This window comes from Marinococcus tarijensis, assembly GCF_054971385.1.
Window position 1 is genome coordinate 1 of record NZ_JBQOJA010000029.1, and the last position, 16,925, is coordinate 16,925.

The 16,925-nt window shown below is 47.7% G+C and carries 17 protein-coding genes and 1 pseudogene; 8 read left to right on the top strand and 10 right to left on the bottom strand.

Annotated features, from left to right (window positions below; all coding sequences use genetic code 11):
- Positions 1-383: 383 nt before the first annotated feature.
- Complete coding sequence (locus ACTTK7_RS14000; protein ID WP_022794132.1) at positions 384-863, top strand: divergent PAP2 family protein; 480 nt, start codon at positions 384-386, stop codon at positions 861-863.
- A gap of 89 nt (positions 864-952) precedes the next feature.
- Here the strand turns inward: ACTTK7_RS14000 and ACTTK7_RS14005 are convergent, their stop codons facing one another.
- The gene (locus ACTTK7_RS14005; RefSeq protein WP_462868704.1) at positions 953-2,155 is read right to left on the bottom strand and encodes an NAD(P)/FAD-dependent oxidoreductase; all 1,203 of its coding nucleotides are present in this window, start codon (positions 2,153-2,155) and stop codon (positions 953-955) included.
- 387 nt (positions 2,156-2,542) lie between these two features.
- Between ACTTK7_RS14005 and ACTTK7_RS14010 the strand changes: the two genes are divergently transcribed.
- Entirely contained in the window at positions 2,543-3,532 is a 990-nt protein-coding gene (locus ACTTK7_RS14010; protein ID WP_462868705.1) for an NAD(P)/FAD-dependent oxidoreductase, read from the top strand.
- A gap of 35 nt (positions 3,533-3,567) precedes the next feature.
- Here ACTTK7_RS14010 and ACTTK7_RS14015 read toward each other — a convergent pair whose 3' ends face one another.
- Both ACTTK7_RS14015 and ACTTK7_RS14020 read right to left on the bottom strand, forming a co-directional pair.
- Complete coding sequence (locus ACTTK7_RS14015; RefSeq protein WP_462868706.1) at positions 3,568-4,038, bottom strand: hypothetical protein; 471 nt, start codon at positions 4,036-4,038, stop codon at positions 3,568-3,570.
- Positions 4,039-4,146: 108 nt separating this feature from the next.
- Positions 4,147-4,500 (bottom strand): HesB/IscA family protein, encoded by a 354-nt coding sequence (locus ACTTK7_RS14020; protein WP_022794136.1) that lies wholly within the window; start codon positions 4,498-4,500, stop codon positions 4,147-4,149.
- A 172-nt stretch (positions 4,501-4,672) separates the two neighbouring features.
- Between ACTTK7_RS14020 and ACTTK7_RS14025 the strand changes: the two genes are divergently transcribed.
- Positions 4,673-6,307 carry an aryl-sulfate sulfotransferase gene (locus ACTTK7_RS14025; RefSeq protein ID WP_462868707.1) on the top strand — a complete coding sequence of 545 codons (1,635 nt, stop codon included), beginning with the start codon at positions 4,673-4,675 and terminating at the stop codon, positions 6,305-6,307.
- A 217-nt stretch (positions 6,308-6,524) separates the two neighbouring features.
- Positions 6,525-7,622 (top strand): aminofutalosine synthase MqnE, encoded by a 1,098-nt coding sequence (mqnE, locus tag ACTTK7_RS14030; protein WP_462868708.1) that lies wholly within the window; start codon positions 6,525-6,527, stop codon positions 7,620-7,622.
- Positions 7,623-7,660: 38 nt separating this feature from the next.
- Here mqnE and dapF read toward each other — a convergent pair whose 3' ends face one another.
- From dapF to ACTTK7_RS14045, 3 genes are all read right to left on the bottom strand, one after another.
- Complete coding sequence (gene dapF / locus ACTTK7_RS14035; protein ID WP_462868709.1) at positions 7,661-8,518, bottom strand: diaminopimelate epimerase; 858 nt, start codon at positions 8,516-8,518, stop codon at positions 7,661-7,663.
- Positions 8,515-8,769, bottom strand: coding sequence for a hypothetical protein (locus tag ACTTK7_RS14040; protein ID WP_462868711.1), 255 nt, complete (start codon positions 8,767-8,769; stop codon positions 8,515-8,517). The genes dapF and ACTTK7_RS14040 overlap by 4 nt, the downstream gene beginning before the upstream one ends.
- Before the next feature lie 65 nt (positions 8,770-8,834).
- Positions 8,835-9,071, bottom strand: a complete 237-nt coding sequence (locus ACTTK7_RS14045) for a YuzB family protein (protein ID WP_022794141.1) — start codon at positions 9,069-9,071, stop codon at positions 8,835-8,837.
- A gap of 249 nt (positions 9,072-9,320) precedes the next feature.
- Here ACTTK7_RS14045 and ACTTK7_RS14050 point away from each other — a divergent pair.
- The 3 genes and pseudogenes from ACTTK7_RS14050 to ACTTK7_RS14060 form a co-directional block, all read left to right on the top strand.
- Positions 9,321-9,488, top strand: a pseudogene (locus ACTTK7_RS14050) (TetR/AcrR family transcriptional regulator); the annotation flags it as partial.
- A gap of 402 nt (positions 9,489-9,890) precedes the next feature.
- Positions 9,891-10,970 carry an NAD(P)/FAD-dependent oxidoreductase gene (locus ACTTK7_RS14055; protein WP_462868733.1) on the top strand — a complete coding sequence of 360 codons (1,080 nt, stop codon included), beginning with the start codon at positions 9,891-9,893 and terminating at the stop codon, positions 10,968-10,970.
- A gap of 244 nt (positions 10,971-11,214) precedes the next feature.
- Positions 11,215-12,684, top strand: a complete 1,470-nt coding sequence (locus ACTTK7_RS14060) for an alkaline phosphatase (RefSeq protein WP_462868713.1) — start codon at positions 11,215-11,217, stop codon at positions 12,682-12,684.
- A 63-nt stretch (positions 12,685-12,747) separates the two neighbouring features.
- On the opposite strand, the gene ACTTK7_RS14065 is transcribed toward ACTTK7_RS14060, so the two are convergent.
- Positions 12,748-13,074 (bottom strand): DUF1462 family protein, encoded by a 327-nt coding sequence (locus ACTTK7_RS14065; protein ID WP_462868715.1) that lies wholly within the window; start codon positions 13,072-13,074, stop codon positions 12,748-12,750.
- A 184-nt stretch (positions 13,075-13,258) separates the two neighbouring features.
- Here ACTTK7_RS14065 and ACTTK7_RS14070 point away from each other — a divergent pair, with 184 nt between their 5' ends.
- Entirely contained in the window at positions 13,259-13,501 is a 243-nt protein-coding gene (locus tag ACTTK7_RS14070; RefSeq protein ID WP_022793950.1) for a NifU family protein, read from the top strand.
- Positions 13,502-13,571: 70 nt separating this feature from the next.
- On the opposite strand, the gene thrB is transcribed toward ACTTK7_RS14070, so the two are convergent.
- Genes thrB through ACTTK7_RS14085 form a run of 3 tightly spaced genes read right to left on the bottom strand, consistent with a single transcriptional unit; the run spans position 13,572 to position 16,863 of the window.
- On the bottom strand, positions 13,572-14,501 hold the full coding sequence (thrB, locus tag ACTTK7_RS14075) for a homoserine kinase (protein ID WP_462868716.1): 930 nt from the start codon (positions 14,499-14,501) through the stop codon (positions 13,572-13,574).
- Positions 14,494-15,561, bottom strand: coding sequence for a threonine synthase (gene thrC, locus ACTTK7_RS14080; protein ID WP_091616396.1), 1,068 nt, complete (start codon positions 15,559-15,561; stop codon positions 14,494-14,496). The genes thrB and thrC overlap by 8 nt, the downstream gene beginning before the upstream one ends.
- Positions 15,562-16,863: a homoserine dehydrogenase gene (locus ACTTK7_RS14085; protein ID WP_462868717.1), complete on the bottom strand. Its 1,302-nt coding sequence runs from the start codon at positions 16,861-16,863 to the stop codon at positions 15,562-15,564.
- Positions 16,864-16,925 lie beyond the last annotated feature (62 nt).

A 16,925-nucleotide genomic window follows, 5' to 3' on the forward strand; every position in this document is an offset into this window, starting at 1 on the left:
GAAGATATGTTTCAACCGCAGGGTTAACTTCAAGGCTGGAAGAGGACAGCCGTTTACACAAAATTATTGACGGTCCCTTAACATATACAATTGTTGCAAATGGTTTAGGTATATTTTATCCCTTTCATCCTTTATATAATAGCACCTAATCCCCAGTAATTCATGCTCACGCCTCCTTTAGCCCTGAAATCCCCTGTAGCGGCGATTCTTCTGGTTTACGTCCGGGTTTTTGGATTGTTCTATCTTTTTCTGCTTTCTTAAAACGATGACACGACGAACCTGATGCCATGTGATAAAATATTGTTGCCTGTACTTATATTTATCATAATGTGGGCTGTTTCTCATCCTTACTAACTGCCAAATTTCAGAAAGGACGTTCATGAATGGAATTACTGCAGAACTTCCCACTCTTAGTGGCATTATCTTCTATTTTACTAGCACAGGCGATTAAAATACCCCTTGGTTTCATTGCTGCCAAAACCTGGGATGCTTCCCTTATCACAAGTACCGGCGGCATGCCAAGCTCCCACTCCGCAGCTGTTACTTCTCTTTCTACAGCCATTGGTATTGAGCGCGGCTTTGATTCAAGTCTTTTTGCCATCTGCATCGTTTTTGGCGTTATTGTAATGTTTGACGCTACCGGCGTCCGGAGGCACGCTGGCTACCATGCCACTGTATTAAATCAGCTGGTGAATGACTTTAACCGCCTCGTAACGGAAGCCCGGTCCTGGCAGCAAAAACGCGAGCCCGAAAAACGCCAGGAGCTGAAGGAGCTTCTTGGCCATCAGCCGATTGAAGTTATCTTCGGAGCTATTTTCGGGGTGGCTGTAACGTTCGCGGCTCATGCTATTTTCATTGTATGATCACCTCTTAGTCTTTATATTTCCGCATGCGAAAGAAGCCCCCGGCATAGTTTGCCGGGGGCTTCTTTTATGCTTTTCCTGCACTCATTTTAAAACGGGCTCTGTCCCTTGCGAAGGAGGAAGCCAAAGCCGCCGAGAACCCATAATGCACGGTTTTCGATCACTTTTTTCATAAAGTAAGCAGGACGGCCGTAAAGCTTCTTCGAACCTACAACGCCAATCGCTTCTTTTCCACCAAGAGAAGCCACCGTACCTTTAATATCAGCTACAAATGCTTCTGTTGGACGTCCTTCCATCAACGCTTTGATATTATCGGCAGCTGTTTCGCCCTGCTGGAGAGCAATTTGAGCTGTCGGCGGGAACGGGCGGTCGATTTCTGTATTGATGATCAGGGAACAGTCACCAATGATAAACTCGCGTTCATGACCAGGAGCACGCAGATCGTCATCAACCTTCACGCGGGCACGGTTGTTTTCAAAGCCGGATTCCTCAATAAGCGGATTACCGCGGACACCCGTTGCCCATATTACTGTCGAGGTTTTTACGGATTCACCCGTATTGAGTTCAACACTGTTTTCAGTTACTGCTTTGATCGGTGAATCCAGTTTGAATTCTACCCCGCGGTTTTCAAGTAAATTCATCGCATACTCCACAAGCTCCGGATCAAAGCCTGGAAGTGCTGTTGGCATCGCTTCGATAACGTACATTTTTACTTTATTGCGCGGTACATCGTACTCTTTGCAGAGCTTAGGCACGCGTTCACTCAGCTCGCCCATAAATTCCATACCGGTAAAACCGGCGCCTGCTACAACGAACGTCAGATCTTCTTCTTTTGCTTCGTCGCTGTGATAGCGGGCAAACATATATTCAATGCGGTCTTTCATCTGGCGGGCGCCGTCCACAGTCCAGCGGTGATAGGAGTTTTCATAAACGCCTTCAATGCCAAATGTTTCAGAGATAGCCCCAACGCCTACGATAATGTAGTCGTACTGCAGTTCACCGCCGGAAGCAAGCGTTACTTTTCTTTCTTCTGTAACAACTTTCGTAGCTTCATCCTGCACGAAGTTAATTTTATTCAAATCAAGAATTTTACTGACTTTAATGCGGGTACGGTCATGGTGAAGCGTTCCTGCAGCCGGCTCGTGCAGCCAGGTTGTCTGGTAATGATAATCGTGCCTGCTGACCAGCGTAATGTTTGCATTGTCTGTTCCTACTTCTTTTGCGAGCTTTGAAGCGGAAACAAGACCAGCATATCCAACGCCTAAAACAACAATATTTGTTTTCCCTGCCATGTCAATCACTTCCATTTTTTAGATTTTTGTTAAAAACAGCTTATGTATGTGATTTATTTCACGTACATAACTATACCAAACCGCCTTTTCTTTAATAAAAAAGAAAAGTCCACTTCGTTTTCTGCTTATAACGCGTTGCTTTTTGTAAAAAAATAGACACAAACCCCGTACTTAATATTATGGGTTTTGCTATAATATTTCAACCTTTTTCCCGATTTTCACCTTTTTTCATCCCTTCTTCCTAAACGCAGCAGGGAAATACCCTTGGCACTAATTTTGCTTATGTTACAATGTAACTCTTGAAACAATTTCTCAATTGGTTTCTATTTTTCTCAATCAGTATTATAATGGATTGAAGTTTGAAAAGATTCTAGGAGGTGTACCTTAGTGGTATTAGAGTCAGATATATATGATGTGACTATTATTGGCGGCGGCCCTACCGGTTTGTTTACCGCATTTTACGGAGGAATGCGTCAGGCTAAAGTTAAAATTATTGAAAGTATGCCACAGCTCGGGGGACAGCTTGCTGCCCTTTACCCGGAAAAGTTTATATATGATGTGGCAGGGTTTCCAAAAGTCCGTGCCCAGGAGCTTGTGGATAATTTAATTGAACAGATGAACCCGTTCAATCCAGAAGTAGTGCTTGAACAAAGCGTAGAAAATGTTATCCGCAACGAAGATGATCTTATCGAGCTTCACACGGATAAAGGAGTTCATTACACCCGCACTATCATTATCACTGCCGGTGTAGGTGCCTTTCAGCCAAGGAAGCTTCAAATCGACGGCATGGCACCATACGAAGATTCCAATCTTCATTATTTCGTTAACGATCTTCAGGCGTTTGCCGGTGAAAAAGTGACGATTCTTGGTGGCGGTGACTCGGCTGTTGACTGGGCGAACATGCTTGATCCGATTGCGGACGTCACTCTTGCCCACCGCCGGGATAAATTCCGCGCCCATGAGCACAGCGTCGAACAGCTGAACCAGTCGAATGTGGATATTCTGACACCGTTTCAGGTTAAGGATGTTCTCGGAGACGGCGAACGTATTCAACAGGTGGTTTTTGAAGAAGTGAAAGGTACTGCTGAACAGGTGGTCGACGTTGATTCCCTAATCGTCAACTACGGCTTCGTTTCTTCCCTGGGCCCGATTAAAGAGTGGGGACTTGATATTCATAAAAATTCCATTGTTGTAAATACGAAAATGGAAACGAATATCCCGGGCGTATACGCAGCAGGAGACGTTACTTCATACGACGGCAAAGTAAAATTAATTGCTACCGGCTTCGGGGAAGCTCCTACAGCAGTGAACAATGCGATGAATTATATTAATCCAAAGGCAAAAGTCCAGCCAGGACACAGCTCCCATATGTTTTAATAAAAAAACGATCCGTATTCGGGATCGTTTTTTTGCTATTCAAAGCTGATCTCCTCGCCGGTTTCTTCCTCCACCGTGTCGGCAAAGCTCCTCTCCTCGTCTTCCATCCGCTCAAGCACCGGGTTGATGTTTTCTTCAATCGACTGCTGCAGATTTTCTGTGCTCATTAACTCTTCAGCAATAAACACATATTGGTTTGCATAAGAAACATGCGCGTCGTACACTGCCTGCATGTCTTCACCCTCGGGCACGCTGATTGCTTCAACGTTATCGTAGGCTGTTACAAAAATATCCTCCTGCATGCTTTGCAGTTCTTCGGCTGCCCCTTCTTCTTCATTTTCTACAGCGTTCACGGCTTCTGTAAGCTGCGTGTCCAGCTCGTGAATCTCTGTGGCACTTTCGTCCACTTTGTCTATGTACTGCTGTTCTTCGTCTGACAAGCTGCTTCCACACCCTGTCAGCATAAGTATTCCAAGCGTTCCCGTAAAGATCGTTCGTTTTTTCATAACTGACTCCCCTGTCTTCACATTTTACAAATTATGCCTTTATGTGACCAGTAAAACATAAAAAAAAGCAGCTGTGCACTGACAGCTGCTTTTTCTAACGCTATTTTTCTAGCATTTCTCCGGTGTACCTTCTTTGGTTGCGGTCTTGAACGATGCGCCGCAGCCGCAGGAAGCGATGGCGTTCGGATTGTCGATCGTAAAGCCGCCGCCCATCATGTTTTCCTTGAAATCGATGTTTACGCCGTCCAGAACAGGAGCACTCTCACTGTCTACCACGATTGGAACACCTTTGATTTCAAGCACCTGGTCGGTTTCTTCTACTATAGAATCAAAACCCATGCCGTAGGATAGGCCGGTGCATCCGCCGCCCTTTACACCTACACGCATATATAGTGAACTGTCGCCTTCTTCTTCAATCATGTCGAGCACACGCTGTGCTGCTGCATCCGATAATACTAACATTAGTGTTTCCTCCTTTGTGTATCTGAGGCTCATTTATATTATAGACCCTAATCCTCCGTTCTTCAAATATTCCTCTTTTGTTTTTTCTGGCGGACGTTTTTGTGGGCAAATACTTTCATTTTGCTTATACTTGTGAGAAAGTTCGAAAAAATTTAAACATGGAGGAGTTTTTTTGAAAATAACGACTTTTCTGATCCTCGCCCTTGCCGTCGTCTGGATCATTATTGCGGAAAACACCAGCCAGACCGTTTCTTTTTCCATGTTCCAAAGTGCTTCCACCACAAGCAGTGAAACTGACTTAATCGAAGAGCAGGGAAAAATGGAGAAGCAGTGGCAGCAGGAGTACATGGACGGAAACTACACTTTTAACAATCCAATGGTCATCCAGGATCCATACGAAGAGGCTCCATTGACTGCTTTGACGAAATTCCGCACAGAAAATCCCAGCCGTATTACTGTTACTGTAGCCAGCCGTGGCGAAACCCAGGATATCTCACATACATACCCTGCCTTTAACCGGGAGCATGAGGTTCCTGTGCTCGGGCTGTACCCCAATAGCACTAACGAAATTACTATTGAAGCAGAGGATCGTCAGGGGAATGTCCAGGAGAAAACCGTGTTCATAGAGACTAATGATACTCTTGCTTCTGCTCATGACAGAGAAGTGATAGAAAGCTCACCGGAGGAAATGGAACCAGGACTCACATTTTTAACCCCTGGTAAATCCAAAGCTTACGGTGTGGATGAAGCAGGAGACATTCGCTGGTACTCTGACAGGACCGGAGGGTTTGTTTTTAAACGGCTCCCCAATGGAAATCTGCTGCTCGGGGCATCTGACTCTGAAGACAATCGCAATGACTATCTGTTTGAAACAGACATGCTTGGAAAGGTTCAGAATCAGTACAAGATTAACCTGCCCAACTACGAGGACACTAACGTCATTCACCACGATGCCATCGAGCTGCCAAACAACAATCTTTTAGTTACCGTACATGATAACAGTAATTCCTATGAGGAGGACACGATGGTGGAAATCGACCGTGATACCGGCGAAACTGTGGAAACACTCGATTTAAAAGACATCTTCCCTTCTGAAGTGTACGAAGAATATTCCGGGCCGAACGAAAGCGATGGCGACTGGATGCATCAAAATGCCATTTGGTATGATGAAGAAAACAAAAGTATTCTCATATCCGGCCGTCATCAGGACGCCGTCATGAGCCTGACTTATCCGGATATGGAGATTAACTGGATTCTGGCTGCCCCGGAAGGCTGGCCTCCAGATATGTCCGAAAAAGTGCTCGAGCCAGAAAACGGTAATGTGAAATATCCCGGCGCCCAGCATGCTCCGATGATTCTTCCAGACCAGGATGACAATCCGGATACTAAGGACGTTCTCCTGTTTGATAACAACAGGGTAATCACCCGCGGCGATGAATCCGTCAGCCAGGATTTCAGCCAGGGCATTCAATACCGTATCAATGAAGAGGAAGGCACCGTGGAAACCGTTTGGAATTACGGTGAAGAACGCGGGAAAGACTTTTACTCCAACGTGGTCAGCGATGCTGATTATATGTACGAAACCGAAAACCGCCTGCTCACCTCCGGGTACCAGAAGGTGGAGGACGGCTATCAGGCCACTGTCGTTGAAACTGCCGGCACCACAGATGAAGTAGTGTACGAACTCGAGCTTTCCGGCATCGAGGCGGGAGACGGCAGGGTTGTTTACCGTGCGGAAAGGCTGCCTCTCTATCCGGAGGCATGGAATTACTCTTCGGCCTCCCCTGCGGGTAATTCTTCCGAATGAAGAACTGCTTTGGGCGTTGTTACTTTCCTTCCGGAATACCACGATGTATAATAAGAAACTGAGCCCCGGAAATTCTTGTTAGCTTAATGTCTTTCCCTGGCAGTACCCTTTTTATATACCTATACAGCAGATAAGGTTTTGCAAGACGGTACGGAAGCCGCCTGCAGAACCGCTGAACTTTACAGTATTTCTTGTACATCGGAAAGGAAGGATTAATATGGGGATCACCTTGAATCGCGACGCCGACATGCAGCGCATTGCCGACAAAGTCCGAGAAGGAGAACGGTTATCCATTGAAGACGGCCTCTATCTCTATGAAACAGCAGATCTGTTAACCGTGGCCCAGTTGGCAAATGAGGTGAACGAAAGAAAAAACGGGGATAACGTTTATTTTATCGAAAATATGTACATCAACCCAACCAACGTATGCGAAGCCAGCTGCTCGTTTTGCGGATTTAAACGCAAGCCCGGCCAGGAAAACGCGTATACAATGCATGAGGAAGAGCTGCTTGAATACGTGGAGAAACGCTGGAATGACAACATACGGGAATTTCACATCGTTGGCGGGCACAACACGGATGTGCCGTTTGAATATTACTTAAATACCGTCCGCGTGTTGAAAAAACATTATCCACATGCAAAAGTTAAAGCCTATACAGGAGCCGAAATCGAATTCTTTGCCCGCCACGCCGGGATCAGCATGCGCGAAGTCCTCGTAGAACTGCAAAAGGCAGGACTCGATACGCTTCCGGGCGGCGGTGCTGAAATTCTTACAGAAAATTACCGTGCGAAAATGAGTCCGGACAAGGCGACGACGTTTGAATGGCTCGAGGCTCACGAACTCGCTCACGATCTTGGTATGCGTACGCACGCCACTATGCTGTACGGGTCGATCGAATCGAAGGAGGAACGGCTCATTCATATGGACCGTGTCCGTGCCCTGCAGGACAAAACCAATGGCTTCATGGTCTTCATCCCGCTCGCCATGCAGCCGCGCAAGCTCGATGCCGGCCTGCACCAGCGTACCTCCGCCTTCGATGATCTTCGGACAGTAGCGATTTCACGGCTGATGCTTGATAACTTTGACCACATTAAAGCATACTGGATTAACATCGGCGCCCAGCTGACCCAGATGGCTCTCACGTTTGGCTCCGACGATATTCACGGCACCCTGATCGAGGAGCGGATCTCCCATTCCGTCGGCGCGTTGACGTCTCAGGGAATCACCCGCAAGGAATTGATCCACCTGATTAAAACAGCTGGAAAAACTCCAGTGGAACGGGATACCTTCTATAATATTGTTAAATCCTATTAAACGTAAAAAAAGAGAGCGGGCGCCCGCTCTCTTTTTATTTATATCGAGGCCCTTCTTGTTTCATACTCCCCCGTACAGATAACCTCAGCATTTCCTGTCATCAGTATATTTCCTGATGATTGCCACGTAATATACAGGTCACCGCCGGGAAGATGCACAGTCACCTCTTTGTCTTTTTCACTCATTCCAGCTTCCACTGCGGCTGCCACCGCCGCACAAGCGCCTGTTCCGCACGCCTGGGTAATACCGGAGCCCCGCTCCCATACTCTAAAATCCATTACGTCATTGCGGCGCATATGCACAAATTCAATGTTGGCTCCTTCCGGAAAGGCTTCGTGTGTTTCAAGCTCTGCTCCCACCGTTTCGACCGGCGCCTGCTCTGTGTCATCCACGAAGATGACTCCGTGAGGATTGCCCATGGAGACGGGCATCAGCTGCCAGGAACGGCCTGCAGCTTCAAGGGACAGCTCTCCCTCTCCCTGCTCTTTAACGGGCACCTGGTCCCAGTCAAACGCCGGAGCTCCCATATCGATGGTTACCAGGCTGACAGTCTGGCCGGTATTGTCCGGATGCACAGTTGCTTTCATTGTTCCACCGAGGGTTTCGATCGTAAAACGCTCTTTGTTAACATAGCCATGCTCGTAAGCATATTTAGCTGTGCAGCGCAGGCCGTTTCCGCAGTTTTTCGCTTCCGATCCATCAGCATTGAATACCTGCATTTTCACGTCTTCGTGCGTCGACGGTCCGATCAGGATCAGCCCGTCAGAACCTATTCCTTTATTTTTATCGGCTACCTGCCGGGCAAGCCTCGGCAGCTCATGCTCTTCGAGTGTTTCTTCAAACACATCGACATAAATGTAGCTGTTACCGAGCCCGTGCATTTTTGTAAATCTCATGATTTTCTCTCCCTTCGTCTCAGCGGCTCTGTTGTCCATAAGTAATCTTCATCTGCAAATACAATATGCATGCGTTTATGGCAGCACGGCATATTGATATATGTTTTTATTTCCTCTTTTGCCCATTCTAAATCTTTTACTTTCATCGCTGTTAATATATTTCTGGTGCCGCAGTACGGACATTCATTAATATAAATATCTTCACTTATTTTGTCGTACGGCCATGTATTCTCAAAAGGAATGATATCCATTCTTTTCCCCCTCTTTAAACGTTGAGAAAAAAGCGCCTTCCCTTCTGCAGAAAGACGCTTTTGCATTAAAACATTGGGTTTTCTTCAAGATGAGTATAAATATTGGCAAGAAGATCTTTTTCATCTTCCCCTTCTACCGGCTCCCCGTTCACAAGCGCGTACATATTCATAGAGCAACGGCCGCAATAGCCTAAGCATATATCTTCAATAACATCCAGATTCGGATCTTTTTCAAGTTCTTCCATTGCCCCGTGAGAGCCGTTCGCCAAATTACTCATGCAAAACTCAATAATTGGCCTCACCTTTCATCACCTCTTCCCGGGTTATACGAGTTTATATTAGTCGTCTGCGGCCGCTGCGTCAACCAATTCGTTTGAATGCCCCGTTCACAAAATTGTTTGATATTTTTAAAATTGGTTGCCAAAGCAGCTGTACCTCTCTATAATCAAAATTGACCGCAGTCATTTTTACTGACTGTATAACCGGATTGTTCTCTCTATTGGAACTTTTTATTTTTGCAAATGCTTTCAGCTGTGCAGAGGGGGCATTCTATGAAACGAACAGAAAAACGAGAGCTGACACGTTCCCGCATTCTGCAGGCTGCTGTGCATTTATTTCAGGAAAAGGGCTTTGAGCAGACGACTGTGCAGGAAATCACGGCTTCAGCTGAAGTCGCCAAAGGGACTTTTTTCAATTATTTCCCTACGAAAGAGTCGATCATGCGTGCACTCGCAGAGGACCGGCTGCTCAGGGTCCAGGAATACATGCAGACATATAAAATTCAGCGCATGACACTTCCCTCCCGTATTCGTGCCTACGCCGGATATTTCCTGGGGGACTTTCATCTGAATCCGTCCCTCACCAGACACATCTGGCGGCATGTGGTCGAGCATGACAGTGCTTTGCTTCGCACGTGGGAACAGCTCCTTCTGAGCGGTGTCCGCCAGCAGGAAATAGACTCTTCCATTTCTTCGAATCAATGGGCCCACATCATCAACAGCTATTTTTACTATCAGCTATCCATCGGAGCTGAGACTGATCGCGAAGAACTACTTCATCATTTTATGCAGCTGGTCCACGCGGGCATAGACAGCATGCTACTCAAAGGGGGACAAGAAACAATGGAAAAAATTATCGTATTAGGCGGAGGCTACGGCGGGATGCGTTTTCTTCAGCGCGTACTCGGCAGCGACCTTCCCCAGGATGTTGATATTACATTAGTGGATAAACTTCCGTACCACTGTATGAAAACGGAATACTACGCGCTTGCAGCCGGCACTGAGTCGGACCATGACGTACGTGTTCCGTTTCCCGATCATTCCCGTTTAAAAATTCATTTTGGCACGATTGACCATATTGATATGGAAAATCAGATGGTGATCATGTCTGATTCTGCTTCGCTTCCCTATGACAAGCTCATCGCCGGGCTCGGTTCCGTCGACAACTTTCACGGGGTGCCCGGAGCAGAAGAACATTCCTACAGTATTCAAAGCATGGAAGCAACACGCCGAACATACGAAGCTATCAGCAACCTTCCGCCAAAATCAGCTGTCAGCATCGTAGGTGCCGGACTCAGCGGTGTAGAACTGGCCAGCGAGCTGCGGGAGAGTCGCTCAGATCTTCACATACGTTTGTTTGACCGCGGGGAAACCATTCTTCCAATGTTTCCGAAGCGGCTTAGTAACTACGTGCAGAACTGGTTTGAAAAGCATGATGTTGAAGTTATCAGCAATTCCGACATTACTACTGTGACGGCGGAAGGCCTGTACAACCATGAGGACTGGATCCAGTCTGAAGCTATCATTTGGACTGCAGGGATCCAGCCCAACAAAATCATTCGCGAGCTTGATACAGAAAAAGACCGGAAGGGACGCATCATTTTAACCCCCCACCATCATCTAACAAACGATGAAAATATTTTTATCGTCGGGGACTGTGCCAGCCTGCCTCACGCCCCAAGCGCTCAGCTGGCAGAGGGCCAGGCAGAACAGATCGCCACGATTATGAAAAAACAATGGAAGAACGAACCGCTTCCGGAAACAATGCCTGAGATCAAGCTTAAAGGTACGCTTGGATCGTTAGGCAAAAAGCACGGCTTCGGCGTGATGGGTGGTACTGCTAAAGCAGCAGTTACCGGCCGTGTCGCCCGTCTGTTAAAAAGTGGCGTGCTCTGGATGTACAAAAACCACTCCGGCGTATAGTGGACAAAATAATTTCATGTTTCACAAGAAAGGATCTGCCCGTCATGCAGATCCTTTTTATGTTCGCAGGCAGTCATTGATTTTACTAAGTAAATCAGCACATATAATATGAAAAATTTAGAAAATCAAAGGTATATTTAGCTTGAAAAATCATAAGATTGTTGACGGCTGCTTCCGGCCCATTTATTATTAACTAAAATTTCAAAAAATATCAAAAGTTATGAATTATCATGGGAGGGTCAGCATGTATTTTTCAAAAAAATTAAATGTCGGGGTTCTCGCAGGAATGTTTATCAGCTCAGGAAGCCTTCTTCACGCAAGTGGCTCAGCAAATGATAATGCTAATGAAAACGGAGTTGAAAACAGCAGTAAAAATGCTAAGGGGGATGTGCCGGAAAATGTCATCGTAATGGTGGGAGACGGCATGGGCATGGGGCAGATGGAAATCGCTTCTATGCTTGAGTACGGCAAGGAAGGCGAACTGTTCATGGAATCGCTTGAACATACAGGCATGACCAGCACCTACTCCGCCGATAACAGCGTAACTGATTCAGCCGCGGCCGGCACCGCCATCGCTACCGGCACGAAAACAAATAACGGAGGCATCGGGGTCGATGAAGACGGCAATGAAGTAGACAGCATTCTGGATCAGTATCAGGATGAGGGCAAAAAAGTCGGCGTTATATCCAATAATACGGTCACAGATGCCACTCCGGCAGCGTTTACCGCAAGCGTATCTGACCGCGGAAGCGAAGAAGACATTGCCGAACAGCAGTACGAAGGGGAGTATGATGTCCTGCTTGGGGGTGGCGGTGAATTTTTCGGAGCCGACGAGGAAGAAAGCGAAGACAGGCTCGTGGATGATTTTCAGGAGAGCGGCTATGAGTATGCGACTACTGAAGAAGAGCTGGAGGAAGCCGGAACTCCGGACAAGCTCCTTGGCCTGTTTAATGATTCGTACATGAACTATAAAACCGATAAAGACGACGTCGACAGCGAAGAGCCTTCGCTGCAGGCTATGACTGAGTCCGGACTCGACGTGCTTTCACAGGATGATGACGGATTCTTTATGATGGTTGAAGGCGCCCGCATCGACCATGCGGCTCATGCGGCTGACGCTACCGGTGTATGGCAGGAAATGATCGAATTTGACCAGACGGTTGAACAGGTCGTTACCTGGGCAGAAGACCGGGAGGATACGCTCGTTGTTGTGCTTTCCGACCATGAAACGCTTGGCATGTCCGCAACAGAAACTATGGATGTGGATGGTCTGAAGGATATTGAAGTCTCCCCTGAGTATATGGCCCAACAGCTGGATACCCGGGAGGATTCTGATGAATACACCGATGAGAGCATTCAGCAGGTGTTCTCGGAATATGCAGATATTGATATAACAAATGAAGAATTAGAAGCCTTCCGTGCGAATATTGAAGACGATGAAGGAGAGGTCTACCCTGAATATCAGGTGGGCTGGGAAATTGGCTCCATTATTGCTGATCACTACAGTGTAGGCTCGCTTGATACCGAAATACGCGCGGAGAGTGATACCGGCGGACACACCGGAGAAATGGTTCCCGTCTTTGCTGCCGGCGCCGGCAGTGAGCACTTCACCGGCTACATGGACAATACCGACATTAAAGGGCTTATCGAAGAGGCCTCTGCCGGACAGACCAGTAATGGCAAGGAAAATGGCCGCGGACACGGTGACAGCTAAACAGCGCTGGATGTCCAAGCAGTTGAAAAAGCCGGGCGAAGCATTAGCTTTCGTCCGGCCTTTTTATTCCCTTGATTCTTCTGTCGTTCCCGGGGCCGGCGCTTTCGCCTTATCAATTTCCCTGTAGACAGCTTTGAGTCGTGGATTTCCTTCTGCCACTACTGTTCCATTCACTGTTACAAGCGGATAAAAGTATTCTTCCTGCCGGATTTTTTCCACCACAGCATCAGAAGCCGAGCCCGGGTCTTCAATATCAATATGCTCTACATTGGGAGGATTTTCCGGATACTTTCTCTGCACTGCAGCTTCGAGCCACTCTGCTGTCTCCTGGCTTGAGGGAAGGTTCACGCAGCTCGGGCACTTTTTTTCCGCTCCATAAACTTTTATCATGATCACACACCTGCCTTCTTATCTTTATCATACTATATCCGTGCTTTCTTCACTATCTTCCTTTTCCGGTTGATAATGATTGTCAAACAGCACCTGTTCATAGTAGAATGCATATATACGTGATGATATTTGAACATAACAGCCCTACGGTTTATAATAAAAGTATTCGAAAGGAGAGATCAACATGCCACAAACGACAGAAGATATGCATGCACAGGTTCAGGAGGTTCTTGAAAAGCTTCGTCCCTTCCTGCTTCGCGATGGAGGCGACGTGGAACTTGTAGATATCGAAGACGGCATCGTTATGGTCCGCCTTATGGGAGCATGCGGCTCCTGCCCTTCCTCTACAATTACGCTGAAAGCTGGTATTGAACGCGCACTCTTGGAAGAAGTGCCGGGAGTCAAAGAACTCGAACAGGTATTTTAATAGACGGTAACCGCAAAAAAGCTCAGGGCGTTAAATGCCCTGAGCTTTTTTATATGCTTTTGTTTCCATTTCAAACTGAACCTGATACCCCGGCCGGCTGATTAACATAGTGTACGTTTGAGCCGAAGGGTGCCGGTTTGGCTGTTTCCACCCGGAAACCCGGATAATCCTCCTGGATCGCACGTTTTACCTCTTCGCCTCTGCCGCTTGGTACGAAGCAGAGAATGGTAGGGCCAGCACCGCTTAACGCGGCCCCGTAGGCTCCGTATTGCCGGATGCCGCTGAGCATTTCCTCGAGACCTGGCACCATATCTGCGCGGTACGGATGATGAAAGACATCCCGAACCATCATTTCCCCTGCCATTTTCCAGTCTTCTTTTAGAATAGCCGCCACCAGCACGTTACTTACAGCGCTTCCGTGAATAGCTGTCGCATAAGGAAGTTCGGAAGGAAGCGCTCCCCTCGCTTTTTTAGTCAGAAGCTCACTGTCCGGGATGGCAAGTACAAGGTCCACATCCGGTACACCGCAGTGCATCACGTGTGTTTTTTCCTCTCCGTAGGCACCGACGATCAGACCGCCGTAAAGCGAAGGCCCGACGTTATCCGGGTGTCCTTCCCATCCGCTTGCAAACTGCATTTTTTCTTCCTTCGACCGGTGCAGCCCGGCCATTTCATCTGCCAGTTCAATACCGGCAATAATTGCCGAAGCACTGCTCCCAAGTCCTCTTGCGAGCGGGATATCACTTACCATTTCCACGCGGCATGGGGACAGTTCCACATCGTATTCAGCGGCATAAGCTGTCGCTGCCTGATAAACAAGATTATCTTCTTTATTTGGCAGGCTGCTGAGCTCGGACGAATTCGAGAAAAATTCCCATTCCTCCGCCCGGTCGATGTAAAGCGTAAGGTAGCGGTTGACTGCCAACCCCACAGAATCAAACCCTGGTCCTAAATTCGCTGAACTGGCCGGCACAGTGATCGACAATCTTTTATCAGCCACGAACGACTCCTCCCTTGATATGCTCCATAAATGCTTCTTCATTATTTGGAATAACCGTTGGTTTCACCGTCACTTTATCAATCGCTGTACTCGGATCTTTTAGTCCATTTCCGGTAAGGACACAGACAACCGAAGAACCTTTTTTGATTTTTCCGCTGTCGATCTGTTTTTTAAGCCCCGCCAGAGAAGCACAGGAAGCCGGTTCTGCAAAAACGCCTTCTGTTTTGGCAAGCAGCTGATAAGCTTCAACGATTTCATCGTCTGTCACCATATCAATACGGCCGTCTGACTCTTCCGTCACCCGGATAGCTTTATCCCAGCTTGCCGGATTACCGATACGTATAGCCGTAGCGATCGTTTCCGGATCTTTGACCACTTCACCGCGTACGATGGCGGCTGCTCCTTCTGCTTCAAAGCCAAGCATATTTGGCAGCCCGGTCTGGTGCTGCTCATGGTACTCCTTAAACCCTTTCCAGTAAGCCGTGATGTTTCCGGCATTGCCCACCGGGATGCATAGAGCATCCGGCGCTTTTCCGAGCGCTTCACACACTTCGTACGCAGCAGTTTTCTGGCCTTCAATACGATAAGGGTTCACAGAATTTACGAGCGTGATCGGTTCTTTTTCACTGATGCTCCGGACGATTTCGAGCGCGTTATCGAAGTTGCCCTGGATTTCAAACACTTCGGCTCCGTACATAACGGCCTGAGCCAGCTTCCCAAGCGCAATTTTTCCTTCCGGAATAACGACGATCGTGCGGAGGCCGGCTCTCGTACCATAGGCAGCTGCCGCTGCAGAGGTGTTTCCTGTGGAAGCACAGATAATAGCTTTACTTCCCTCCTCCTTCGCTTTCGCTACTGCCATCACCATTCCCCGGTCTTTAAACGAGCCCGTCGGGTTGGTGCCTTCTGTCTTCACGTGAATGTTCACGCCCCATTCTTCCGACAGTCGTTCAAGTGGGATTAACGGCGTATTGCCTTCATTCAGGGAAAGCGCCGGCGTATTTTCTGTTACTGGTAAAAAATCTTTATACTGCTTTAAAAGTCCCTGCCAAGCACTCATTTAGCTTCCTCCCTCTACACGGTAGCTGCTTTTAATATCTATTACAACATCAAGACTGTTTAACGCCGTTTGAAGCCGCTTGTATACATCGAGTGATGTTGTATGCGTAATAATGACAATCTCTGCGGTGTTAACCATTCCTTCCACCGGCCATTGAACGAGACGTTCAAAGCTTACATCCTCTTCAGCGAAAATCGAGGTGAGGGCTGCGAAGGTGCCGGTGGCGTCTTTCACGTGCAGGCGGAGAAAGTATTTCGAAAATACTTCATTATCCGGCTTAATATGCTTTTCATTCAGCGGATCACCGACATGCTGGCCGCTGACGCCGAGACGCATATTGCGTACAGAAGTGACAAGATCCGAAACTACCGCTGTGGCAGTTGGAAGCGCGCCGGCTCCCGGGCCATAAAACATTGTTTCTCCTACCGCTTCGCCGTAAATATACACAGCATTATATTCGTTTTGCACCGATGAAAGCGGATGGTCATTTGGCAGCATCATTGGCTGCACTGCAAGCTCCACCTTCCCGTTTTTCCGTTCAGCCAGGCCGATCAGCTTTAACGTATAGCCCATCTGTCGGCAGTAGGCAAGATCATCTGTTGTAATGGACGTAATGCCTTCAACGCTAACGTCTGAAAGCTCTACATTCATGGAAAAGCCTAGGTTCGCCAGAATAGCTACTTTTCTGGCAGCGTCAAGACCTTCGACATCCGCAGTGGGATCGCTCTCTGCAAATCCAAGCTCCTGTGCTTCAAGCAGAACTTCCTGGTAAGGACGGTCGTCCTGGCTCATTTTCGTCAGCACATAGTTGGTCGTTCCGTTTACGATGCCCATCATTTTTGTGATCCGGTCGGAGGCAAGTCCTTCCGTAAGGCCTCGCAGGACTGGAATTCCTCCGGCCACGCTTGCCTCGTAAAACAGATCGCAGTGATTGTCTGCTGCGATTTTTAACAGCTCTGCCCCGTGGAGGGCCATCAAGTCTTTATTTGCAGTAACAACGCTTTTGCCATGCTGCAATGCCTGTGTAATATACTTTCTTGCCTGGTCCACGCTCCCCATCACTTCAACAACTGTGTGAATCTCAGGGTCGCCGAGCACCTCATCTGCCTCCAGCGTCAGCTGGTCTTCCCGCAAACTTACCTGACCGGTCCTCGGTTTTTCCAAATCACGTACCAGGGCTTTTTTTAAAAACACATCAGCACCCACCTGGTGCTGAAGCTCTTGTTTATGCTCTTCAAGCAGTTGAGCCACGCCGGCTCCCACCGTACCAAATCCAAGCATACCTACGGCAATTTTTTCCATTCCTGCTACACTCCTAACTCCCTCTAAAACCTTTATTACATTTTTTATTTATATAATGTTTA